Annotated in this window: 26 protein-coding genes; all 26 read left to right on the top strand. The window is 63.0% G+C overall.

Annotation, left to right across the window (positions count from 1 at the left end):
- Positions 1-4: 4 nt before the first annotated feature.
- Positions 5-430 carry a nuclease domain-containing protein gene (locus AB4Y42_RS02330; RefSeq protein ID WP_368693403.1) on the top strand — a complete coding sequence of 142 codons (426 nt, stop codon included), beginning with the start codon at positions 5-7 and terminating at the stop codon, positions 428-430.
- Entirely contained in the window at positions 427-723 is a 297-nt protein-coding gene (locus AB4Y42_RS02325) for a hypothetical protein (protein ID WP_368693270.1), read from the top strand. Before AB4Y42_RS02330 ends, AB4Y42_RS02325 begins: the two co-directional genes overlap by 4 nt.
- Entirely contained in the window at positions 720-971 is a 252-nt protein-coding gene (locus AB4Y42_RS02320) for a phage portal protein (RefSeq protein ID WP_368693269.1), read from the top strand. Before AB4Y42_RS02325 ends, AB4Y42_RS02320 begins: the two co-directional genes overlap by 4 nt.
- Entirely contained in the window at positions 971-1,234 is a 264-nt protein-coding gene (locus AB4Y42_RS02315; protein WP_368693268.1) for a hypothetical protein, read from the top strand. The genes AB4Y42_RS02320 and AB4Y42_RS02315 overlap by 1 nt, the downstream gene beginning before the upstream one ends.
- Positions 1,231-1,947 (top strand): hypothetical protein, encoded by a 717-nt coding sequence (locus AB4Y42_RS02310; protein WP_368693267.1) that lies wholly within the window; start codon positions 1,231-1,233, stop codon positions 1,945-1,947. The genes AB4Y42_RS02315 and AB4Y42_RS02310 overlap by 4 nt, the downstream gene beginning before the upstream one ends.
- Before the next feature lie 193 nt (positions 1,948-2,140).
- A complete protein-coding gene (locus AB4Y42_RS02305; protein WP_368693266.1) occupies positions 2,141-3,121 on the top strand; it encodes a tyrosine-type recombinase/integrase in 981 nt (326 codons plus the stop codon).
- 534 nt (positions 3,122-3,655) lie between these two features.
- Positions 3,656-4,219 carry a hypothetical protein gene (locus AB4Y42_RS02300; RefSeq protein ID WP_368693265.1) on the top strand — a complete coding sequence of 188 codons (564 nt, stop codon included), beginning with the start codon at positions 3,656-3,658 and terminating at the stop codon, positions 4,217-4,219.
- 119 nt (positions 4,220-4,338) lie between these two features.
- On the top strand, positions 4,339-4,917 hold the full coding sequence (locus tag AB4Y42_RS02295) for a hypothetical protein (RefSeq protein WP_368693264.1): 579 nt from the start codon (positions 4,339-4,341) through the stop codon (positions 4,915-4,917).
- The gene (locus tag AB4Y42_RS02290) at positions 4,892-6,877 is read left to right on the top strand and encodes a phage terminase large subunit family protein (RefSeq protein WP_368693263.1); all 1,986 of its coding nucleotides are present in this window, start codon (positions 4,892-4,894) and stop codon (positions 6,875-6,877) included. The genes AB4Y42_RS02295 and AB4Y42_RS02290 overlap by 26 nt, the downstream gene beginning before the upstream one ends.
- Before the next feature lie 8 nt (positions 6,878-6,885).
- A complete protein-coding gene (gene gpW / locus AB4Y42_RS02285; RefSeq protein ID WP_368693262.1) occupies positions 6,886-7,155 on the top strand; it encodes a gpW family head-tail joining protein in 270 nt (89 codons plus the stop codon).
- Entirely contained in the window at positions 7,156-8,790 is a 1,635-nt protein-coding gene (locus AB4Y42_RS02280) for a phage portal protein (protein WP_368693261.1), read from the top strand.
- The gene (locus AB4Y42_RS02275; protein ID WP_368693260.1) at positions 8,787-9,671 is read left to right on the top strand and encodes a S49 family peptidase; all 885 of its coding nucleotides are present in this window, start codon (positions 8,787-8,789) and stop codon (positions 9,669-9,671) included. Before AB4Y42_RS02280 ends, AB4Y42_RS02275 begins: the two co-directional genes overlap by 4 nt.
- A gap of 24 nt (positions 9,672-9,695) precedes the next feature.
- A complete protein-coding gene (locus AB4Y42_RS02270) occupies positions 9,696-10,322 on the top strand; it encodes a hypothetical protein (RefSeq protein WP_368693259.1) in 627 nt (208 codons plus the stop codon).
- Positions 10,323-10,350: 28 nt separating this feature from the next.
- On the top strand, positions 10,351-11,040 hold the full coding sequence (locus AB4Y42_RS02265) for a hypothetical protein (protein WP_368693258.1): 690 nt from the start codon (positions 10,351-10,353) through the stop codon (positions 11,038-11,040).
- A 77-nt stretch (positions 11,041-11,117) separates the two neighbouring features.
- A complete protein-coding gene (locus AB4Y42_RS02260) occupies positions 11,118-12,173 on the top strand; it encodes a major capsid protein (RefSeq protein WP_368693257.1) in 1,056 nt (351 codons plus the stop codon).
- Entirely contained in the window at positions 12,173-12,454 is a 282-nt protein-coding gene (locus tag AB4Y42_RS02255; RefSeq protein ID WP_368693256.1) for a hypothetical protein, read from the top strand. Before AB4Y42_RS02260 ends, AB4Y42_RS02255 begins: the two co-directional genes overlap by 1 nt.
- Complete coding sequence (locus AB4Y42_RS02250) at positions 12,455-12,787, top strand: hypothetical protein (RefSeq protein ID WP_368693255.1); 333 nt, start codon at positions 12,455-12,457, stop codon at positions 12,785-12,787.
- Entirely contained in the window at positions 12,784-13,356 is a 573-nt protein-coding gene (locus tag AB4Y42_RS02245) for an ABC transporter permease (protein WP_368693254.1), read from the top strand. The genes AB4Y42_RS02250 and AB4Y42_RS02245 overlap by 4 nt, the downstream gene beginning before the upstream one ends.
- Before the next feature lie 9 nt (positions 13,357-13,365).
- On the top strand, positions 13,366-13,545 hold the full coding sequence (locus AB4Y42_RS02240) for a DUF2635 domain-containing protein (protein WP_368693253.1): 180 nt from the start codon (positions 13,366-13,368) through the stop codon (positions 13,543-13,545).
- A complete protein-coding gene (locus AB4Y42_RS02235) occupies positions 13,542-15,026 on the top strand; it encodes a phage tail sheath subtilisin-like domain-containing protein (protein ID WP_368693252.1) in 1,485 nt (494 codons plus the stop codon). Before AB4Y42_RS02240 ends, AB4Y42_RS02235 begins: the two co-directional genes overlap by 4 nt.
- A gap of 64 nt (positions 15,027-15,090) precedes the next feature.
- Entirely contained in the window at positions 15,091-15,468 is a 378-nt protein-coding gene (locus tag AB4Y42_RS02230; RefSeq protein ID WP_368693251.1) for a phage tail tube protein, read from the top strand.
- 3 nt (positions 15,469-15,471) lie between these two features.
- Complete coding sequence (locus tag AB4Y42_RS02225; RefSeq protein WP_368693250.1) at positions 15,472-15,816, top strand: phage tail assembly protein; 345 nt, start codon at positions 15,472-15,474, stop codon at positions 15,814-15,816.
- 129 nt (positions 15,817-15,945) lie between these two features.
- Complete coding sequence (locus AB4Y42_RS02220; RefSeq protein WP_368693249.1) at positions 15,946-17,817, top strand: phage tail tip lysozyme; 1,872 nt, start codon at positions 15,946-15,948, stop codon at positions 17,815-17,817.
- A 9-nt stretch (positions 17,818-17,826) separates the two neighbouring features.
- Positions 17,827-19,254 (top strand): DNA circularization protein, encoded by a 1,428-nt coding sequence (locus tag AB4Y42_RS02215; protein ID WP_368693248.1) that lies wholly within the window; start codon positions 17,827-17,829, stop codon positions 19,252-19,254.
- A complete protein-coding gene (locus AB4Y42_RS02210) occupies positions 19,254-20,405 on the top strand; it encodes a phage baseplate assembly protein (RefSeq protein ID WP_368693247.1) in 1,152 nt (383 codons plus the stop codon). The genes AB4Y42_RS02215 and AB4Y42_RS02210 overlap by 1 nt, the downstream gene beginning before the upstream one ends.
- On the top strand, positions 20,402-21,028 hold the full coding sequence (locus AB4Y42_RS02205; protein ID WP_368693246.1) for a phage baseplate assembly protein V: 627 nt from the start codon (positions 20,402-20,404) through the stop codon (positions 21,026-21,028). Before AB4Y42_RS02210 ends, AB4Y42_RS02205 begins: the two co-directional genes overlap by 4 nt.
- Positions 21,029-21,051: the final 23 nt, after the last annotated feature.

Genomic DNA, 21,051 nt, shown 5'->3' with positions numbered 1-21,051 from the left:
GCCGATGAAGCGGACCGGCCTCAAGCGCAAGCCGGGTTCGCCATTCAGCAGCTTCGCGAGTCGCGCCACTGCGCTGCGCCGTTCGAAGATCGAGAGCCGAATGAGGAAGCCGACGGTGTCGGAAGGCTCGAAGTATCTGACTGCATGCCGCGGTGAACCGTGCTATCTGCGCGTGCCCGGCGTGTGCCGGCTGAACCCGGACGACGAAACGGTTGTGCCATGCCATTCGAACCTCCTCGAGCACGGGAAGGGTAAGGGCATCAAGGCGGACAACCGGTTCACGTTTCCCGGCTGCGGCGCGTGTCACTTCTGGTTGGATCAGTCGACGGTGCCGACGAAGGAGCAGCGGCGCGCCGCAACGCTCTCTGCGCTCGCGCGCTGGGAGCCGGTCCGCGCACAAAAGATGGAATTGACGGAGATGATCGCTTGAGACTGCTGATTGATGTGGACGTCGAGACGCGCCGTGGCACGCAGGTCCAAACGTTCGAGACAAACGTATTCGTGATTCAGCGCTCTGTCACGGATGGCGTCGCGAGCGAGGACGTCGTGCTTGTGGATGCATATATCCCGACGCGCTATCGCAAAGGGATCTCTGGGATGTTGCACACGTGGAGATCCAGCAGCGTGCTGCGCTGCACGGCCCGTGTCCGTCTCAACCGCAAATCGCTCGCAGAGTTTATGGCGAGCGGTAAAAGCAAGTTCATCGTCCCGGGGAAGCCATGAGTGCATACGCCTACATCCAGTACTCCGACGTGCCCGAGGCGCTCACAAAGTCGAGTAGCCAGCATCTCGACAGTGCGACGAAACATAAGGTCATCGCGTTCGACGGCTGCCCGCTGTGCGGCCACCTCGATGTGCTAGCCGATGGCCGCATTCAGATCGAATTCCCGTTTCCGCGCAGCGCCGAACTGCGCACGGCGCTCGTCGACTGGCTGATGCATTGGGGCATTCACTTCACGGTGGTGATGTGATGAGCGAAATGAAACCCATGAAGGGTGGCGAACTCGCCAAGTTGGCCGGTAGATGGTCGAACGAGCAGTCGTTCTGCGACTGGGTCGAGGTGATTCAGGCGAATCCATGCAATGGCAAGGAAGGCGCGGCGGCATTCATCTATGCAGTGTGCGGGATCGAGAGCCGCGCGCAGCTCGATCACGACGCCGCTGCCCGCGCGAAGTTTGACCAACTCATCCGCAAGCCTTACGCGAAATATCGTGCGTCGGCGGGTTGCGTATGAGGCGCGGCGACTTCCGCGATCCAGCCATCGTGCTGGAGGAGAAGCAGGACCTCACGTGCCTCGGGTGCGAGCAGATCAAGAAGGACACATGGTGCGGGACAACGAAGTTTGTATGCCGCATTGGAATGCAGAAGGCGTCGATCGACGTCTATGAAATGCCCCGCTGTAAAAAATTCATCGAACAAGGGAGTCGGCTCATGGGTGTGAAGGACCAGGTGGTGAATGCAACGCAATCGAGCAACCTGCGCTGGGAGGCCGAGTTTGTTCGCGCGATCGACCGCCTGACCGCACTCGGGATGTCGGATCCGCTGGGTTCGGCACTCTGGCGTGCAAAGTTCTGTCAGGACATTGCATCTGGGCGGCGCGCGCTTCTATTGCTCACGAAGAAGGTCGAGGCACGGCTTCGCGTCGAGCGAAGCTATGCGCAGCGGCTATCTGTGGCCGCGCTCAAGGAATGGATGCTCGATGCGTGTGAGAAGTGCGATGGCTTGGGCACTGTCACCGAAGGGGCGCATGTTTCGACGTGCTCGAAATGCAATGGCAGCGGTGTGCGCCGTTTCAGCGACTCCGAGCGCGCACTGGCCGCGGGTCTGCCTGTCGAGTCGTGGCAGAAGCATGCGAAGAAGTTCGACGAGGCGTTGATTTGCCTCGCGGGTGCATCGTCGGCGACGGCAGGCAAGGTTCGTGACCTGCTGAAAGATTCCGAAGGCTGATCGTATGGGCTGCAAACTCTTTCGCTGCGGCCAGATTTGGCACTACCGGTTTCAGATCAACGGCGTCCGCGTGCAGCGCAGCACGCGCGAAACCGTCAAGTATCGGGCCGAGGAGGTTGCCTCTCGCGCCTATGAGCATGCGAAGCTCTGGGCGCGCGGCGAGGAACCCATACCGACGCTGCGCGAACTGTTCGTGCAGTGGCTCGCGGCGCACGAGCCGATCGTCAGCGCGGCGCACATCAAGGCCATCGGCACGGTGGGGCGACTACATCTCTACGACCTCGGCGACGTTTCCATTGCAGCGTTGACGACCGCCATGATCGAGAACGCTCGCCTTCGGCACCTCGAAACCCATTCGCGCTCGAGCACGAACCATTGGCTCAAGGCCATCCAGCTGGTGAACCACTGGGCTGTGCGTCGGAAGCTGATTCCGAAGGTCCCGTGGACGGTGAAAGAACTCAAGGTTCAGAAGCGCCCGCGCACGATCCTGCCGATCAGCGCGACGACTGCGTGGCTCGCGGCGCTCGATGAGGCCGCGGGGAATCATGTGGGAGTGAAGATTGCCGTGCGCCTGATGCTTGGCGTCGGCCTGCGCGAGTCCGAGACGAGAACGGCGCGGTGGGAGTGGCTCGACTGGGAGCGCGAGACATACACGCCTGGCATCACGAAAGGGCGCGAGGCCGATCCTGTCCCGCTGCCGGCGTGGCTGCTCGACTACCTGCGCCCAATGCGTCAGGGCGATGGGCTGATGGTGGTCAATTCGCGTGGGCAGGCATGTTCGGCGGCATTCACGCGGCGCTCAATCCAGTCAGCCAACGCGGCTTGCGACGTGGTCGGCCTGACGCCTCACCGATTGCGCGGCACCTTCGCCACGCAGCTCAGCGAACAGGGCGTGCCGGTGCAGACAATCAAGCGCGTGATGCGACACAAGGATGTGCGCACGACGATGTTCTACCTCGAGACGAACCTCGGCTCAGTCGTCGACGCCCAGAATCGCATCGGTCAGCAGATGGGGCTGAACCCGTCAAAAGCCGAAAATGAGTGGCGAGAATCTGGCAATGAACGCCGTGCGAGCCTTGAAGATACGGCATTCGCAAAAAATAGTGAGTCATCTGTCGCGGGAGTTGCGCCCGCTGCGACTGCACACATTCAAGAAATTTCCGGGTCAAATTAGTTGCGCACGCGCGCGAGCGCGTATATGATCCGCCCTGAGTCGTCGGCAATGCTGAGCATTGCAAATGTGGCGCGTAGACAACGAGCCGCATGACGGTAGTGTCCTAGACGACACCCCACATCCACCTTGATGGATGTGCTCGCCTCAAAAAAGCCTGCCAAGCGAAAGCGAAGCGGGCTTTTTGCATTTCTGCGCCCTGCGCGAAGCGGCAGACTGCCGGTGAGACTGGCTGAGCGCGCCCCCGCGGCGGACGGGTTGGCCGCTTCGCACAGCGCACATCTCTTCGGATCTGGGCCATGAACCTAAACTGCATCGTCGGGCAGTATCTGAATGAATGCGCGCGCGGCGCGTGGCTTTGGTCGCGCTGGCTCGACGATTGGGCGCTGTGGCTGATGAAGCTCTAAACGTGTCTCCTCCCTCGCGATTGAGCATCGCGAGTTCGCCCGTTCTCCGCGGGCGCTTTCTCTTCTGCGCAGCATGTTTACGCTTTCCGTCAAAGCCGACATTCGCTCGGCCGCCAAGGCGCTCGACGACATGGCGCGCAAGCAGCTGCCGTTTGCCACGGCGCAGGCTATCAATGCGACTGCCGAGAAAGTTCGGCTAGCGCAGCGTGACAACATGCGCGAGGTGCTCGACGGCCCGACTCCGTTCACGCTGAACTCTGTCGCGATCAAGCGCGCCACGAAGGCGAATCCGGTTGCGCTGGTGTATGTGAAGCCTGTCGCAGCCGCGTATCTGCTGCCATATGAGATCGGCGGCAAGAACAAGCTCAACAGCAAAGCCCTGTTGAAGCCGATCGAAGCAAAGGTCAACCAGTACGGCAACCTGCCGCGCAATCTCGTGAAACGGCTTGCATCAAAGCCGAATGCGTTCATCGGCAAGGTGAAGACAAAGAACGGCATTGTTGATGGGGTTTGGCAGCGCACGAAGAAGACGCACGGCAAACAAGGCGGATTGAAGCTGATGGTGAAGTTCACAGATGCGCACGACGTGACGCAGCGGCTTGATTATCGTGGCGTGGGACGTCGTGTGGTCGCCGCCGCGTTCCGCGTTGAGCTAGATCGCGCGGTGGCCAAAGCGCTCGCGACGGCCCGCTAGGGGCGGGGCTAGGGCGTCGGGGTCCCTCCTAGGGAAAGGAGGGTCGGGGGCAATTGCGCACCGCGATTTGCGTCTAGGTATGAACTTTTGAAATTGGGTAACAGGGTAACAAATCGCGCATGAAGCAAAGTGCATTTGCCGAACTTCACGGAGTGAGCCGGAAGACGGTCACGAAGTGGAAGGAGCGCGGCTGGCTTGTGTTTGCGGGCGATGAGGTCGACGTCGAGGCGTCGAATGCGTTGCTCAAAAAATACCGCCGCGACGGTATTCCGGCTGTTACCCAGGCTGTTACCCAAACTGCCCAGGGTAACAAACGCAAAACCGTTACCCAGGCGGCGAGCGAGGTAACGCTCGGCGCGGGTGAGAGCGCAGACGAGGCGGCCGAGCGGATCCTGACCGGCAACGTTCAGCTGCTCGACTTCGATGAAGCGCGTTGCTTCAAAGAGAACTATCTCGGGCTGAAGGCCCAGCTCGAGTACGACCGGGATTCCGGTCAGGTGATTGACGTAGCCGAGGTGGCGAAAGCCGTCGGCAGCGAATACGCCAAGGTCAGAACACGCCTGCTCTCCATCCCCGCGGAGCAGGCGCCACGTTTACATCGGTGCAAGACGCCGGCTGAATTGCAGGACATGCTGCAGGAGGTCATCACCGAAGCCCTGGAAGAACTAACCCGTGACGGAGCTGGCAACCCAACATAACACGCGCCGGTACGCGCGCGGGTTTGCTGCTCTTCATGCTGGGCTTCTGGCGGCACGCCGCGAGAACCTGCTTCCACCTCCGAAGTTGACGCTCAGCCAATGGGCCGAGCGGTATGCAGTACTGTCGCGCGAGACGAGTGCTCAGACGGGGCGCTTCCGTGCGTTCGGATACCAACGCGGCATGCTTGATGCCGTGACGGATCCCTCGGTCGAGAAGATCAGCGTCATGAAGTCGGCTCGGGTCGGCTACACGAAGCTGATGGACCATGCGGTCGGGTACTTCATCCATCAGGATCCGTCGCCGATTCTGGTTGTCCAGCCGCGCGTCGAGGACGCCGAGAGCTACTCGAAGACGGAAATCTCGCCCATGCTGCGGGATACACCGGTGCTCGCGTCGATCGCGGGCGACCAGAAGGCAAAGAGCAGCGACCAGACTATCCTGGCGAAGACCTTTCGCAATGGATCGAGCCTGACGCTCGTCGGCGCGAATAGCCCGGCCGGCTTCCGCCGTATCACGTCGCGCGTCGTGATGTTCGACGAGGTGGACGCTTACCCGGTTGACGGCGCCGGCAACGAAGGTGACCAGATCGCCCTTGGCACGAAGCGGTCGGAGACCTTCTGGAACCGCAAGATCGTGCTCGGCTCGACGCCGACGGTGAAGGGGTATAGCCGGATCGAAAAGAGCTGGGGCGAAAGCGACCAGCGGCGCTACTACGTGCCATGTCCGCACTGCGGCGAGTTTCAGGTACTTGAGTGGGGCGGCCCTGACACTCCCCATGGAATGAAGTGGGACAAGGATGAGCAGGGCAACGGCATCCCGGAATCGACGTACTACGTCTGCAAGCACAACGGCTGCATCGTCTACGAAGTAGATAAGCCGGACATGATCGCTGGCGGCGAGTGGCGCGCCGGGAAGCCCTTCAACGGGCATGCTGGCTTCCATATCTGGGCCGGATATTCGCTATTTCCGAACGCGGCATGGCCGAACCTGGTAGCTGAATGGTTGCGCGTCAAGGATGACCCGCTCGCGCGGCAGACGTTTATCAACCTCGTGCTCGGCGAGCCTTACGAGGACCGCGGCGAACGTGCGCTGAATGAGGCGAAGCTCGCGGCGCGCGCTGAGGTCTGGGCCGCTGAGGTTCCCGACGGCGTCGCCGTGATAACAGCCGCTGGCGACGTCCAGGACGACCGCGTCGAAATCGAAACCGTCGGCTGGGGGAAAAACGAGGAGCGCTGGTCGATCGATCACACCGTTTTCGAGGGCGATCCCGAGAGCGATGAATTGTGGAACCGCGTCGACGAGCACCTCAAGCGCATATGGTTCCGCGCAGACGGCCGGCGATTCGAGGTGATGGCCGCCTGTATCGACTCGGGCGGCCATCACACGCAGAAGGTGTACGAGTTCTGCAAGGCGCGCCTCGGGCGGCGGATCTGGGCTATCAAAGGTGAGTCGGCGCGCGGCGGCGCGCGGTCGCCAGTGTGGCCAACGAAAAAGCCGACGGCGCGTACGAAAGCCTCATTTCGCCCGGTAATCATCGGTGTAAACGCCGCGAAGGACGTGATCCGGGCGCGATTGCATCTCGACGAGCCCGGTCCCGGATACATGCATTACCCGTCCGATCGCGACATCAACTACTTCGCGCAGCTCGTCTCCGAGCGATCGGTGGCGAAGCTCGTGAACGGTCAGCGGTTCAGGGTCTGGGAACTGTCGCCGGGGCGCGCGAACGAGGCGCTCGACCTTGCTGTGTATAGCTACGCGGCGCTATGCGGGCTGCTGCACTTCGGGCTGAAGCTGAATAAACGCGCTGAAGAGATCGCTCCGCCGCCGCTAGTGGTCGAGCCGGAACCTGACGAAGCACCAGGTGCGCCTGAGACGCCAGCATGGGTACCGGGCGTCGTGAAAGAGCCCAAGATCATCACGCAACCATCGAAGAAGACGCTTGCCAGCCGGCTGGCGTAGGAGCCGCTGTGTCCCTTTACAACCCGAGTACCAGTATCTTCGCTGGCATGTCGACGACCGCGCTGCAAACGGCTCTTGCCAATGCGCAGCAGGCGTATCTCGACCTGTCATCGGGCGCAAAAGTGGTGACGGCAACGTACGCGCAAGGTGACGGCACGAAGTCAGTCACCTACACGCAGACCAACATCGGCGATCTGGTGGCGCTGATCAAGCAACTGCAGGCTCAGCTGGGAATCATCCGCCGCGGGCGTCGCCCGATCGGCTTCAGGTACCGATAAATGGACAATCCAGTGCAGATTCTCGACTCGGCGGGGCGACCCATCGAGCTGAAGCGAAGCCGTGCGTCCATGCTCGTCGGTGGCGGAAATGTCCCGTACGACGCTGCCGATATTTACGGCGCGCACATGGCCGAATGGCGACCGTATCTCTGGTCGCCCGACGGCGAACTCAACATGTACCGCGACCGGATCGTGTCGCGCGTGCGCGATCTCGTCCGGAACGACGGCTGGGCCTCCGCAGCGGTCACGCGGACGGTCGACACGGTCATCGGCGCAGACTTCCGGCCCATCTCGAAGCCAGACTATGCCGCGCTGCGCGCGGCGACCGGGATCAAGGCGTTCGATCACGTCTGGGCCGAAGAATTCGGGCAAGCGGCCGAGGCTCATTGGCGCACGTGGTCGAACGATCCGGGTCGCTACTGCGACGCGCAGCGCAATCTGACGATCTCGCAGATGTTTCGCCTGGCGTTCCGTCACAAGATCGTCGACGGAGATGCCCTCGGTATGCTGCTGTGGCTGCCAGAGCGAGTTGGGATCGGGCGCGCGCAGTATGCGACCACGCTCCAGATCATCGATCCGGACCGCCTGTCGAATCCGCAGTTGCGCTTCGACCAGATGACGATGCGCGGTGGCGTTGAAGTGGATGAATACGGTGCAGCCGTCGCTTATCACATCCGTCGCGCGCATGCGGGCGACTGGTTCAGCGCAGCGCAGGCCGTGCACTGGGATCGCATTCCGCGCGAAACCGACTGGGGTCGTCCGGTCGTCGTGCACGACTTCGACCACGATCGAGCTGCGCAGCACCGCGGCGGCGCCGGCATCCTCGCGCCCGTGTTGCAGCGCCTGAAGATGTTGATCAAGTACGACGGTACCGAGCTCGACGCCGCGATCATCAACGCGATCTTCGGTGCGTACATCCAAAGTCCGTTCGATCCGTCTCTGGTTGAAGAGGCTCTGGGCGACTCCGAAAAGCTGAACGCGTATCAGCAGGAGCGCTCGGAGTTCCACGACCGTAAGAAGCTGTCGCTCGGCGACGTGCGCATGCCGATCCTGTTTCCGGGCGAAAGCATCAACACCGTCACAGCGCAGCGTCCGAACAGCAATTTCGCTGAGTTCGAAGCGGCGATGCTGCGCAACGTTGCAGCTGGTACTGGTGTGTCGACGCAGCAGATCAGCCAGGACTGGTCCGACGTCAACTACAGCTCGTATCGCGCCGCGATGCTCGAGGCGTGGAAGACGTTTTCGCGCCGACGCAGCGACTTCGCGCATGGTTTCGGGCAGCCGGTTTTCGCTGCCTTCCTCGAGGAGTCGATGGAAGTCGACGAGCTGCCGCTTCCGAACGGCGCTCCGTCCTTCATGGAGTGCCGCGTCGCGTACTCGCGAGCCAAATGGATGGGCCCGGGCAAGGGGTTTACGGATCCCGTGAAGGAAAAGCAGGGGGCGATTCTCGGCCTGGACGGCGGCCTCTCGACGCTGGAAGACGAGTGCGCCGACCTGATGGGTACTGACTGGCGTGAAGTTGCGGAGCGGCGCGCGATCGAGAGGTCGCATTACGAAAAACTCGGACTGCCGCCGCCGAAGTGGATGGTTGGCGCGGATGCGACCGAAACAATTTCTGAGCCGAGCGCTGCATGAACAATCTTTTGCCACGTCTCGGTCAGCGGATGTTCAACACCCCGCTGGCCCTTCATCCGCGCAAGGCGGAAGTCGTTATTGCCGCGCTATCAGATCGACTCGGCGTATCGCAGATGGTGCGCCTGGACGGCGCATCGATCGTCCCCGTTGCGATGGACGATGAGGACTATGGCTTCGCGGAGCCGGGCCGCGTCGCGCGGACCGGATACGACAACGTCGGCGGCGTCGCACTGATCGAGGTTCAGGGCACGCTGGTGCAAAAGCTCGGCTCGATCCGCCCGTACAGCGGCATGTCGGGCTATGACGGCATCCGGCAGAACTTTCTGACAGCGCTGAGCGATCCCGATGTGAAGGCCATCGCGCTTGACATCGACTCTCCTGGCGGAGAAGTGGCTGGTTGCTTCGACCTTGTCGACACCATATATCGCGCGCGCGGGACGAAGCCGATCTGGTCGATCCTGAACGAATCGGCGTACAGCGCCGCATACGCGCTCGCGAGCGCGGCGGATCGCATCGTTGTGCCGCGCACTGGAGGTGTCGGCAGCATCGGCGTGATCTGTGCTCACGTCGATCTGTCGAAGGCACTCTCAGCCGCTGGCGTGAAGGTGACGTTCATCACGTACGGCGACACGAAGGCCGATGGCCATTCGGAAATCCCGCTATCGGAGGATGCGCTGGCGCGCTTTCAGGCGGACATCAACACCATGGGCGAACTGTTCTGCGAAACGGTTGCCCGTAACCGGAATATCTCAGCCGCCACGGTTCGAGATACGCAGGCCGCGACGTTCATGGGCGACAAGGGTGTCGCGCTTGGGCTTGCGGACGAAGTGGCGGCTCCTGATGCCGCGTTTCGAGCGCTGATCAAGCAGATCAGCGCTTAAACCATCTCCCTGAAGGAACCACAAATGAAGCTCTCGAAGCTCGCGAGCGCGATGCCGTTCGCTCACATGCTGGGCCTTCCGGCCGCGGCAGCCCCCCGCGCGGAGGAAGAGGACGACGATCGCAAGCGCCTCGACGGCGAGTCCGACGACGACTACGCGAAGCGGATGGAAGAGAAGGACAAGGAAGACGAGGCGCGCAAGGCCGAGGAAGAGAAAAAGAAGGACGAAGCCAAGGCCAAGGGCGAAGACGAAGACGACGAAGAAGGCGACGCCAAGGCCGACGCTGACGAAGACGAAGAATCGGACAAGCGCTCGGGCCGCGCCAAGGGCGCGCGGCAGCGCGAGCGTGTTCGCTGCGCACGGATCATGGCCGCTGGCATCGCGACCGGCCGCGTGAAGCAGGCAGGCGTCTTCGCCTTCGATACCAGTCTGTCGGCGTCGCAAGCCATCGCGGCACTGAACGCTTCCGCACTGGATCAGGCGGCGCAGCCTGCAGCTAGCCGTTCGACGGGTCTGCGCGAACGCATGTCTGGCACGCGTTTGCCGAATCCCGGCGCTGACGGCGGCGCGGCCGCGCGTGATCCGAACGACCCGAAGGCGAAAGCTCTCGCGATCATCGAGGCCGGCAAGAAGCGCCGCGGCGAAGTTTAACCTCCCCAATCCATAAAGGATTAACACCATGACTCTGACGGTCAATCAGATTGGGGACAACCCCCAACAGCCCGGCATTTATGCCGAGTCGTACATCCCGGATCAGCTGATTGCGGGCAACCTGAAGCTCGTGACCGGCAACGGCACGCTCGGGTCCGGCACGCTTCAGCGCGGCGCGATTCTCGGCCTGCAAAGCGGCACCCCGGTCGCGGCAGCGGCAGCAACGAACACCGGCAACGGAACGATCGGTTCGATCACGAAGGGTGCGGACGTGCAGCCCGGCGTTTACACGCTGGTCGCAACGAGCGCGACGAACTTCACGGTCGCTGCGCCCGACGGCGGCGCGATGCCGAATGCGACCGTCGGTACGGCGTATGTCGGGGCGAACCTGAACTTCACGATCACCGCTGGCGGCACGGCATTCGTGGCGGGAGACGAATTCACGATCACGGTGCCGGCAGGCAACTACGTGTTGTCGAAGGCGACCGCGACGGACGGTAGCGAACTGCCGAGCGCGATCCTCGCAGACTACGCGGACGCGAGCGGCGGGGCGGTGGCAATCGGTGTCTACCTGATGGGCGAGTTCAACCAGAACGCGATTCTGCCGGACGCCTCCTGGGGCGCGACGTCGGCACAGTGGGCGCCCCCGCTCGCGCAGGCGATGCGCCAGTTCGGCATTTTCCTCAAGGCGGTCCAGACCGCAACCGACCCCACCTAACCGTATCTCCCCCCTAGAGAACCCCGCCTCGGCGGGGTTTTTCTTTTGGTGGGTACCGGTCGCTATCGGAGCCTCGAATGACCACGAACAATACGTTCATTTACGACACCAACACCCTGATTCAGACGGTCCCGAATCTGAAGCGGGCCCAGAAGTTCCTGCTCGACAAGTTCTTCCCGAACATCGTCACGTCCGATTCGGAATTCGTGTCGATCGACGTCGACGTCGGTATGCGCCGGATGGCGCCGTTCGTTTCGCCGCTCGTCGAAGGCAAGCTGGTCGAGCAGCGCCGCATCCAGACGAACGTCTTCAAGCCGGCCTACATCAAAGACAAGCGCGCCCCGGATCTGCGCAAGCCGGTTCGCCGCATGATCGGCGAGCGCATCGGCGGCGATCTGACCGGCCTCGAGCGCGAGATGGCGAACCTCGAGTTCGAGATGAGCGACCAGATCGACATGATCGATCGTCGTCTCGAATGGATGGCCGCCTCGGCGCTGAACGGCGGCACTGTCACGATCACCGGCGACGGCTTCCCGACCGTCGTGGTCGATTTCGGGCGTGACTCGACGCTGACGATCGCTCTCTCGGGTGCTGCCCAGTGGGGTCAGACGGGCGTCATCCCCTCGGCGAGCATCGAGACCTGGGGCCACCAGATGCTGAAGAAGTCGGGCGGCGTTGCGACCGATCTCGTCTTCACGACCACGCCGTGGGAACTGTTCATTCAGGACCCGGTGGTCAAGCAGACGATCTGGTATCCGGGCAACGGCGGTGCGGGTAACACGATCAACGTGGGTGCCCAGATCCAGCGCGGCGCGCAGTACAAGGGCCGCTGGGGCCAGTATGACCTGTGGGTCTACAACGACTGGTACGTCGATCCGGTGACCAACGTCGAAACGCCCATGCTGGCGGACGGCACGGTCATCATGAGCGGCGCTGACCTGATGGGTACGCGCGCCTTCGGCCAGATTCTCGACCCGAACTTCAACTACGAGGCACTGCCGTACGCACCGAAGACGTGGGTCGAGAACGATCCGGCTCAGCGCATCCTGCTGATGCAGTCGTCGCCGATCATCATCCCGAGCCGTCCGAACGCGTCGCTGTCGGCAACGGTCTGCGCGGCGGTGGTGAGCTAATGGCGGCGCCAAAGCTGGTGTCAGCCGTCGTCGCGCCCGGTCGCACCGTCTTCTCCGAGGCGGTCGTCTCGAAGGTATGGGACGCGGATGCAAAGCGCGACGTCGATGTGGTCAAGCCCGGCGACCCGAAGGGACCGGGCGAAACCGTGTCGCTCCCCGAACCCGAGGTGAAGCGGCTGCGGGCCCTTGGGTTCCTGCTGAAAGAAGGCGCAGAGCCCGGCGCGTCCGCGCCAGGCCCGTCATTCGGAACGACCGAAGGTCCGCAGATCAAGGTTGCGTAAATGAGCGTGAACTGGGATGCGTTGGTGATCGGCCCGCTGCAGCGCGTTTTCGGCGAGCCGGCTACCTATACACCGTTAGGAGGCGCGTCGTTTCAGATCACTGGCGTATTCGACGACGCATATCTGAAAGAGATCATGTTCGAGGATGCGACGGCCGGCGTGACGACTGTCTCAGCAGTACTCGGTGTCCAGCTCTCCCAGTTTCCCGCCATGCCGGCTCAGAACGACTCCCTGTGGATCGCAAGCAACGGCGCCACGTACCTTGTCCGCGAGGTGCGTCCCGATAGCCGTGGCGGCGCGAAGCTGCTGCTCAGCCGATCGAGTGCCTCATGACGACGTCAGCCGACATCCGAGCCATCGTGGTCAGTGGTCTCAAGGGTGCCACCGACGCCGGTCAGGCGATTTTCTCGCCGTTCGACTGGCCGACATCCCAGAACGCGTATCCGTGCATCCTCGTGCGCGCGCCGCGCGAGCGCAAGCATTCGCTCGGGAAGAACGCGCCATTGTTCTCGGTCACGACGACGGTTGAAATCGTCGCGCGGACAGTCTCCACCGCCTCGGTTGGCGATGAGGGCTCAGCAGTGGCTCTCGCCGCGGCGGAGAAGCTCAAAGGCCAGATCGAGGTCACGCTGATCAACAACACTTCATTGTGGGTTGATTCGAATGGCGTGCAGCTCATCGAGCAGTTCGCTTCGGTCGAGTCAGAGATCACGACGAGTTCCGAGGGCGATTGGCCGACAGCCGAATTGCAGATGCGCATGGAGATCGAGTTCACGCAGGGCCCCGAGGACTTCTATCCGATCGTCGGCGTACCGCTCGCGGGCATCGATATGCAAGTTGAGGAGCCGCCGGGGACGGTTCAGCCCGGCTTCTCGATCAACTTTCCACCCCCCATTTCGTAGGAGCGCCGAATGCGCATCAAACCTGCGCCGGGCCTGTCCGTACGGGACCCGGAGACGAAGCAATTGCTGCCGGCAGATGGCATCGACGTGCCCGACGACAGCATCCTCTGGAACAAGATTCTCAATGACGGCGACGTCGTGCGCGTGCTCGCGCCCGCAAGCACGTCGAAGGACGGAGGCAAGGCATGAGCGCAGTTCCCTTCAAGGTCATTCCCTCCGGTCTGCGCCTGCCTGGCTCGTTCTTCGAGCTCGACAACTCGCAGGCGAATACCGCCCAGGCGAACCAGCGCGCGCTGATCATCGGCCAGATCACGGCTAGCGGCATTGCGACGCCGAATGTCCCGATCATCTCGGGCGGCGTCGGTGACGCTGCAACGCAAGGCGGCGCAAGCTCGATGCTCGCGAACATGGTCGCCGCGTATCGCCTCAACGACGACTTCGGCGAGGTCTGGTATCTGCCGCTCGCTGATGCGGCCGGCGCGACCGCCGCGACCGGCTCGATTGCATTCACGTCGTCGCCGACGGCGAACGGCACGATCTCGCTGTATGTCGCCGGTATCGCCGTGACCGTGCCGGTAACTGCAGCGCAGGCGACGACTTCCATCGCGACCGCTGTCGCCGCAGCAATCAACGCCATCGCGAACATGCCGGTGACGGCAGTCGCGGCGACGAGCACGGTCACGCTGACCGCCGACAACAAGGGTCTCTGCGGCAACGAGATCAACATCCAGTTCAACTACTACGGCACGGCAAACGGCGAATCGACGCCGACCGGGCTGGCGTACACGATCACTGCGATGTCGGGTGGCGCCACGAATCCGACGCTCACGACGGCCCTGGGTAACCTTGGCAACATGACGTTCGACTTCATCGCGAATCCGTACACGGACGCGACGTCGCTCGACGCGGTCAAGCAACTGCTGAACGATCAGACGGGGCGCTGGAGCTTCAACCAGCAGCTTTACGGCCATTCGTTCGGCGCGTATGCGGGCACGTTTTCCGCCGGCACGACGCTCGGCCTCGCGCGCAACAACCAGCACGAAACGATTCTGCCGTTCAACGGCAGCCCGACGCCGAGCTGGCTCTGGGCAGCTGCTTTGTGCGCGCAGGTTGCTGTCAGCGTGCGCGCCGATCCGGGCGTTCCGCTGCAGTATCTGCCGCTGCAAGGTGTGCTGCCGCCGCCGGTGGCAAGTCAGTTCCTGCCAAGCCAGCGTGAGACGTTGCTGTATGACGGTTTGTCGACCTTCACCGTGACGCAAGATGGCACGGTGCAGACCGAGAACATCATCACGACGTACCAGACGAACGCGCAGGGCGTCGCTGACGACAGCTATCTGGAAGTCGAAACGATGTTCCAGCTCATGCTGGAAATCCGCACGCTGCAGGCAATGCTGACGTCGAAGTATGCGCGTTGCAAGCTCGCAGACAACGGCTCGAAGCCGCCGGCGGGGTCGAATCTCGTCACGCCGAACACGGTCAAAGCCGACATCATCGCGCTCTACCAGGAGCGGACCGACGCGGGCTACACGCAAAACGCCGCCGCATTCGCCGCGGCGCTCGTCGTTCAGAAGAACACGGTGAACCCGAACCGGCTCGACATCCTGTGGCCCGGTACGCCGGTCAATCAGATGCGCACGTTCGCGACGCTGGTCCAGTTCCGGCTGCAGTAAGCGAGCCACCCAACAGCAGTGAAGCCGCCTTCGGGCGGCTTTTTCGTTTTCAGGAGCGCATTCAATGTCCAGCAATCTGATTGCCGGCGTTGCGCAGATCACTGTCGACGGCGTGACGTACCAGCTCGAGGGGAGCCTCAAGTACTCGCCATCGACGGTCAAGCGCGAAGCCATGGTGGGTCAGGACGGTTTCCATGGTTGGAAAGAGACGCCGGTAACGGGGTCGATCTCGATGTCGATCCGGGACGCAGGCGACCTGACCGTCGCGGCGTTCAACGCTATGCGCAATGCGACCGTGGTCGGGGCACTTGCAAACGGCAAGATCGTCACCGGCCGGAACATGGGCACGACCGACGTGCAGGAAGTGGACACGGAGGATGCGAAGTTCGACGTCAAGTTCGAAGGTCCGCAGGTTTCCGAACAAACCGTCAGCGTGGGCTAAAGCATGAGCGCCATCATCAAACAGTCCGGCTTGCCTGTTCCGGATGAGCTGACGATCGAGCTTGCGAAGCCGATCACGCTCGGCGGCGGCGGAGATGAAACGGTTTATACCGAGATCACGCTGCACGAGCCGAACGTCTCTCAGCTCAGCCAGTTCATCAAGAAGACGCAGAAGGAAAATGCGATCGACTCGATGAAGTTCCTCATTTCGATTGTCTCCGGTGTCCCGCTTCCCGTGATCGATCGCGTCGGCGTGCGCGACTTCTACAAGGCGCAGGACTTCATGATCGTCTTCATCACGCCGCCCGAGCAGGACGACCCCGAGGGAAACGCGGCGGGCTCCCACTAGGGTGGGAGCGAGTGGTTGCGGTTACAGCCAAGTTTTACGGCTGGCAGCCGAGTGAAACCCGAAGCCTCACGTGGCGTGAAGTGAAATGGTGGGCCGACCAGGGCACCCGAATGAAATAAGGAGTCAGGTGTGGCTCAAGAATTCGTCATCCGTATCCGCGCGGACGATGCGGCGACGGCGACGGTCAACAAGATCAAGGCTGCGCTCGGGAAGGTTACTGATCCGATCGACAAGGTGCAGAAGCGCGTCGGCGCGCTCGGCGCTGCCGGAAACTCGAATCTGGCGAAGCTTGAGGGTGGATTCCGTCGCGCGGCTACCGCGGCAGGGAAGGTCGTCGACAAGATCGTCGAGATCGTGCCCGGCCTGACGGCCATCGGCGGCGCTGCGTCGCTCGCGGGTCTCTCGGCGTTAGCAGTGCGCTTCGGCTCGTTCGGCTTCACGTTGAACAAGAATTCGAAGCTGCTCGACATGAACGCGCAGAATCTTGCCGCGTGGCACGTAGCTGCGCGCCGCGCGGGGGTGTCGGCCGAGGAGTTCGATTCGAGCATGAGCGCGTCGCAGATGGCGATCCGCGGCGCCGCAAACGGCGCGGATCCGCACGCGATGCTCCTGCTCCAGAAGATGGGCGTGCAAATCGCACGCAACAAGGACGGCACCGTCGACTACTACTCGACGCAGATGCGCCTGATGAAGGCGATTCAGGGCCAGCGCTCGGTGCAGGCTCAGCGCGAGGCGGCGAACACCTTCGGCATGGGCAGTTTGCTGCCGATGATCCAGCAGGGAACGTGGGACGCCGACAAGGCGCGAGCGTACAAACAGGGCCTCGTACCGACCGACGCGGAGATCGCTCAGGCGAAGGCGTTTAACGAGGACATCTCAGACCTGCGCGCTTCGACGGAGGGGCTGGCCAACACAATCGGTTCCGCATTGATTCCGGTGCTCGACCCGGTCGTCAAGGCTGTTTCGCACTGGCTGAACGACAACCGTGCACAGATCGCCGACAAGATTTCCGGCGCCGTGCAGCGCTTCGTCGATTGGGTCTCAAAGATCGATTGGGATGCGGTTGCGTCGAAGGCCAGCGCCTTCTACGACGCGATCGGCGGAATCAAGGGCGTCGCTATTGCTCTCGCGGCCATCACGTTCGCGAGCCCGATTGCTGGCGTCCTGTCGCTGATTGGCGCTCTGGGCAGGCTCACCAGTGTGACTATCCCGGGGGCGGTCGGCGCGCTGGCACGGTTGGCTTCTGCTCCGCTGCTCGCGGGCATTCTCGCGCTGCTGCATTCGGAAAACCTGAACACTGGCGAATCGGATTATCTCGCTGGGAAACAGGGCGATAAGTGGGACGGCGACCCGGTCGGCCAGCGACGCGCGGCCGCGAATGCGCCGAATGGGGCGCTCGCCGATCGTCAGAGCTACCTCTTCGAGCGGCTCAAGGCGGCCGGCTACACCGCCGCGCAAGCGGCGGGGCAGATCGGCAGTCTGATGCAGGAGAACGGTGCACTCGATCCCAGCGTCGTCAACTCGAGCGGCCATGCCGGTATCGCCCAGTGGGGCAAGGACCGCGCGAAGCAATTCGAGAAGATGTTCGGTCACCGGGTCGAGCAGGGTACGTTTGGCGAGCAGACCGATTTCTATCTGTGGGAAATGCAGCACACGGAGCGCCAGGCGGATCAGCGGATCCGTATGGCGAAAACGCCCGAGCAGGCCGCAGAGATTCAGGCTCGGGAGTACGAGCGCCCGGGCGCCTCGGAAGCGAACATTGCGAACCGCCAGGCGTATGCGGAGGGGGTGTTCGATCGCCTGACTGGAAAGACGGATTCGGCGCAGTCGCCTGTTGGGCCGGCGGCGGATAGCGCGCACGACGCGCGCGTCGCGCAGATGCAGCAGAACACGCTGCACGTCACGTTCGACAACGTGCCTCCTGGTGTGCGGCCTGAGGCGAAAACGCAGGACGGCAGCTATCTGCCGACGAAGGTGAACTACCGGCTCGACGGTATCTAGGAGGCTTGATTGAGCACGATCACAGATGCCGTCAACGTCGCCGGCAGCATTGGCGGCCTCGCGTCCGCGATCGGCGATGCAGCGACTCTGATCACCGGGGACTGGTTCAAGCGGCTGGACAAAGCCAGCTACGGCAACTTCAAATTCGGCGTCGAGTCCATCCGGACAGCGGCGGGCCGGAAGACGTCGATCCATACGTATCCGTTCCGCGATGACGTGTGGGTTGAAGATCTCGGCAAGCGCCCGCGCCAATTCGAGGTGCTCGGCTTCATCGTCGAGGGTGATCTGATCACTGGCGGCGGCGACGTCATCTCGCAACGGAAGGCGTTGCTTTCCATCTGCGAGACGGCTGGCGGCCAAACGCTCGTGCATCCGACGCTCGGTACTGTGCAGAACGTCTGCTGCCTGGGTGTGGAGACGATCGAGCGCCGTGATCTGGGTCGCGCGTTCGAGATCCGCCTGACGCTTATCGTCTCGGGTAACCGGCTGTTCCCAACGGTCAGCACGTCGACCGGCGACGCGGTCACTTCGGCCGCAAGCGCCACCGGCATTCAGGCGCTCGCGAACTTCGTGACGAGCTCTGCCACGGCGATCGCTAATGGTGCGGCTGTTGTGCAGCAGGCCGTTTCCACCGTGGTGGGTTGGTATCAGATCGGCGTCACGGCGGTCAACGATGTGAAGCGAATTATTGGCGCGGTGTCGACGCTGGCGGGCAACTTCGGACGCCTGTTCGGCGGCGGCAACAGCGGGATCTCCGGGAGCAATCAGCAGGCGGCGACCAACACGACGGCGGCTGACCTGCTGTCGGCTTCGTCTGCCGCGCGTACATCGGTTCTGACGGCTGGTGCCGCGCTGCAGGCCGCCGCGCAAAACCCGTCGGATTCCGCGACCCTCGGCGCGGCCGCGCAGGCGTACGTCGCGGCAGTCGCCGCAGCGGCGACGGCGCCCGCCGATGCGGTGCGCCTCGTGAGCACGCTCGCGCAGTACTCGCCGTCGGCCGTCGTGCCGACCGGCCAGATTGGCGCGGCGATGGGCACCATGCAGACGGCCATGTCGGCGCTGCTCCGGCGATACGCGCTCGCGCAACTCGCGACGACGCTGACGACCTATCAGCCATCCTCCCAGGAGGATGCCGATACGGTGCTCGGCGCCGCTGTCGGGCTGATCGATGCCGAGTCCGACATCGCAGGCGATGCAGGCGACGATGACTCTTACATGGCCCTGCGCGCGCTGCGGCAGGTTGTCGTGGCAGATCTTCAGGCGCGCGGCGCGAACCTGGCCTCGATCGCGACGTTCACGTTCAACGCGCCGCTGCCATCGCTGGTACTTGCAAACCGCATCTATCGTGACCCGACGCGCGAGCAGCAGCTCGTGCAGCAGGTCGCACCGATTCACCCGGCCTTCATGCCGACGACGTTCAAGGCGCTTTCGAGCTGATGGCAGACGACATCACCCTGCGGGTATCGACGTGCACGCGCGATCCGAACCCGGCTGCCGGCGATCCCACGTTTTACGCTTCAAATGGTCGCGACATCACCGGCTGGACGTCGTTGCGCGTGTCGCGTGGCATCGAGCGGTGCCCATCTGACTTCGAGGTGTCGTTCACGGAGCCATATCCGGGCGTCTCGCAGGTCATCGTGCAGCCCGGCGACCTCGTGCAGGTTCTGCTCGGTTCGGACGTCGTGCTGACTGGTTTCGTCGATCGGTACATGCCGAGCTACAACGCACGCGAGCACACCATCCGGATCACGGGACGCAGCAAGTGTCAGGATCTCGTCGACTGCTCGGCAAAGTGGACCGGTGGCCAGTTGCTCAACCTGACGGTCGACCAGATCGCGAAGCGGCTCTGCTCGGTCTATGGGATCGACGTGAACGTGGCGAGCGGGACCGTGGTCGGCGATCCGATCCCGCAGCTGAACATCATGGTCGGCGAACCAGTGTACGAGGTGCTCGAGCGCATCTGTCGCTACCGCGCGCTGCTGCTCTACGACCAGCCAGACGGCAGTTTGCTTCTGGCAAACGGGGGCGCCGGGTCAGGATCGATCGGCACGCGTAAGGCGTCGAGTGGATTCACGGAGGGCGTAAACGTCACCTCGGCCGGCGCCATGTACAGCATGGACGGTCGCTTCTCCGACTACGACGCGGTGTATCAGGGCCTCGACACGCTCCAGGATATTGGCGACGGCGGCAACCTCATCGCGCACGTCACGGATCCGGGCGTGCCTCGGCTGCGCTATCGCGCGATCGTGTCGGAAAACGTCGCCGGTGGCTCGACGGTCGCGCAGCAGCGCGCCAACTGGGAGCTCGCGGCGCGCATGGGGCGCTCGATGCAGGTGCGCCTGTCGACCGATAGCTGGCGCGACGCGGCAGGCGTGCTCTACGAGCCGAACACGCTCGTCGGCATCGATCTGCCGGGCTTGAAGCTCACGCCGAAGACGTGGCTGATCGCCGACGTTACGTATCTGCGAAACGAGCAGGGCACGCGTGCAGATCTGACGATCATGCCGCCGCAGGCGTTCTATCCGGAGCCGGTCACGCTGTACCCGATCGCTCCAGACTACACAACGGTCAACGGTGTGAATTCATGATCGAAAACATGCTCGAGCGCGCGCGGCGCAACATCCAGTCGATTATCGGCCGCGCGCGTGTGAAGTTCGTCGACGACTCGGGCCCCGTGCAGAAGATGCAGGTGCTCATGAACGGCATCGAGACGCCCGACAACCGGCTTCGCGTCGCGGAGTTCGGCTTCTCGTCGAATCCGCCAATCGATTCTGACGCGATCACGCTTCACGTGGCCGGCGATCGGTCGGCCGGCGCGGTGATCGGCACGAACCATCAGCCGTCGCGCCCGAAGGGGTTGCAGCCTGGCGAGGCGATGATTTACAGCGAGGACGGCAAGTACGTCTACCTGACCGCGAGCGGCGGCATCGTCGTCGAGGCGAAAGGCCAGAACGTGGTGGTCAACGATGCCAAAAATGTGACGTGCAACGCCAGCGGCACGCTGACGGTCAATGCGCCGGTCATCGTGTTGAACGGCAACGTGCAGATCAACGGGAACATCGGCCAGAGCGGCGCGAGCGGTACGACGGGCACAGCGACGTTCACGGCGCCAATCACCGCGCCTGACGTGAACCTGCCGAATGGTTCGGTCAACGGCCACAACCATTACGTCCCGGCCGCGCCCGGCACCTCGAACCAGATGGCGAACTAGCTTTCGTCTAGTAGTTGACACAG

This window comes from Paraburkholderia sp. EG286B (assembly GCF_040965655.1).
Lineage (GTDB): Bacteria > Pseudomonadota > Gammaproteobacteria > Burkholderiales > Burkholderiaceae > Paraburkholderia.
Note: the sequence above shows the minus strand (reverse complement) of the source record. Positions and strands in the feature narration are given on the sequence as shown.

What these genes read in the sequence shown, in the direction of transcription:
- AB4Y42_RS02330 (WP_368693403.1), top strand. Translation starts at nt 5, where the DNA reads ATGAAGCGGACCGGCCTCAAGCGCAAGCCGGGTTCGCCATTCAGCAGC.
- AB4Y42_RS02320 (WP_368693269.1), top strand. Translation starts at nt 720, where the DNA reads ATGAGTGCATACGCCTACATCCAGTACTCCGACGTGCCCGAGGCGCTC.
- AB4Y42_RS02315 (WP_368693268.1), top strand. Translation starts at nt 971, where the DNA reads ATGAGCGAAATGAAACCCATGAAGGGTGGCGAACTCGCCAAGTTGGCC.
- AB4Y42_RS02310 (WP_368693267.1), top strand. Translation starts at nt 1,231, where the DNA reads ATGAGGCGCGGCGACTTCCGCGATCCAGCCATCGTGCTGGAGGAGAAG.
- AB4Y42_RS02300 (WP_368693265.1), top strand. Translation starts at nt 3,656, where the DNA reads ATGGCGCGCAAGCAGCTGCCGTTTGCCACGGCGCAGGCTATCAATGCG.
- AB4Y42_RS02295 (WP_368693264.1), top strand. Translation starts at nt 4,339, where the DNA reads ATGAAGCAAAGTGCATTTGCCGAACTTCACGGAGTGAGCCGGAAGACG.
- AB4Y42_RS02280 (WP_368693261.1), top strand. Translation starts at nt 7,156, where the DNA reads ATGGACAATCCAGTGCAGATTCTCGACTCGGCGGGGCGACCCATCGAG.
- AB4Y42_RS02275 (WP_368693260.1), top strand. Translation starts at nt 8,787, where the DNA reads ATGAACAATCTTTTGCCACGTCTCGGTCAGCGGATGTTCAACACCCCG.
- AB4Y42_RS02270 (WP_368693259.1), top strand. Translation starts at nt 9,696, where the DNA reads ATGAAGCTCTCGAAGCTCGCGAGCGCGATGCCGTTCGCTCACATGCTG.
- AB4Y42_RS02265 (WP_368693258.1), top strand. Translation starts at nt 10,351, where the DNA reads ATGACTCTGACGGTCAATCAGATTGGGGACAACCCCCAACAGCCCGGC.
- AB4Y42_RS02260 (WP_368693257.1), top strand. Translation starts at nt 11,118, where the DNA reads ATGACCACGAACAATACGTTCATTTACGACACCAACACCCTGATTCAG.
- AB4Y42_RS02255 (WP_368693256.1), top strand. Translation starts at nt 12,173, where the DNA reads ATGGCGGCGCCAAAGCTGGTGTCAGCCGTCGTCGCGCCCGGTCGCACC.
- AB4Y42_RS02250 (WP_368693255.1), top strand. Translation starts at nt 12,455, where the DNA reads ATGAGCGTGAACTGGGATGCGTTGGTGATCGGCCCGCTGCAGCGCGTT.
- AB4Y42_RS02245 (WP_368693254.1), top strand. Translation starts at nt 12,784, where the DNA reads ATGACGACGTCAGCCGACATCCGAGCCATCGTGGTCAGTGGTCTCAAG.
- AB4Y42_RS02240 (WP_368693253.1), top strand. Translation starts at nt 13,366, where the DNA reads ATGCGCATCAAACCTGCGCCGGGCCTGTCCGTACGGGACCCGGAGACG.
- AB4Y42_RS02235 (WP_368693252.1), top strand. Translation starts at nt 13,542, where the DNA reads ATGAGCGCAGTTCCCTTCAAGGTCATTCCCTCCGGTCTGCGCCTGCCT.
- AB4Y42_RS02230 (WP_368693251.1), top strand. Translation starts at nt 15,091, where the DNA reads ATGTCCAGCAATCTGATTGCCGGCGTTGCGCAGATCACTGTCGACGGC.
- AB4Y42_RS02225 (WP_368693250.1), top strand. Translation starts at nt 15,472, where the DNA reads ATGAGCGCCATCATCAAACAGTCCGGCTTGCCTGTTCCGGATGAGCTG.
- AB4Y42_RS02210 (WP_368693247.1), top strand. Translation starts at nt 19,254, where the DNA reads ATGGCAGACGACATCACCCTGCGGGTATCGACGTGCACGCGCGATCCG.
- AB4Y42_RS02205 (WP_368693246.1), top strand. Translation starts at nt 20,402, where the DNA reads ATGATCGAAAACATGCTCGAGCGCGCGCGGCGCAACATCCAGTCGATT.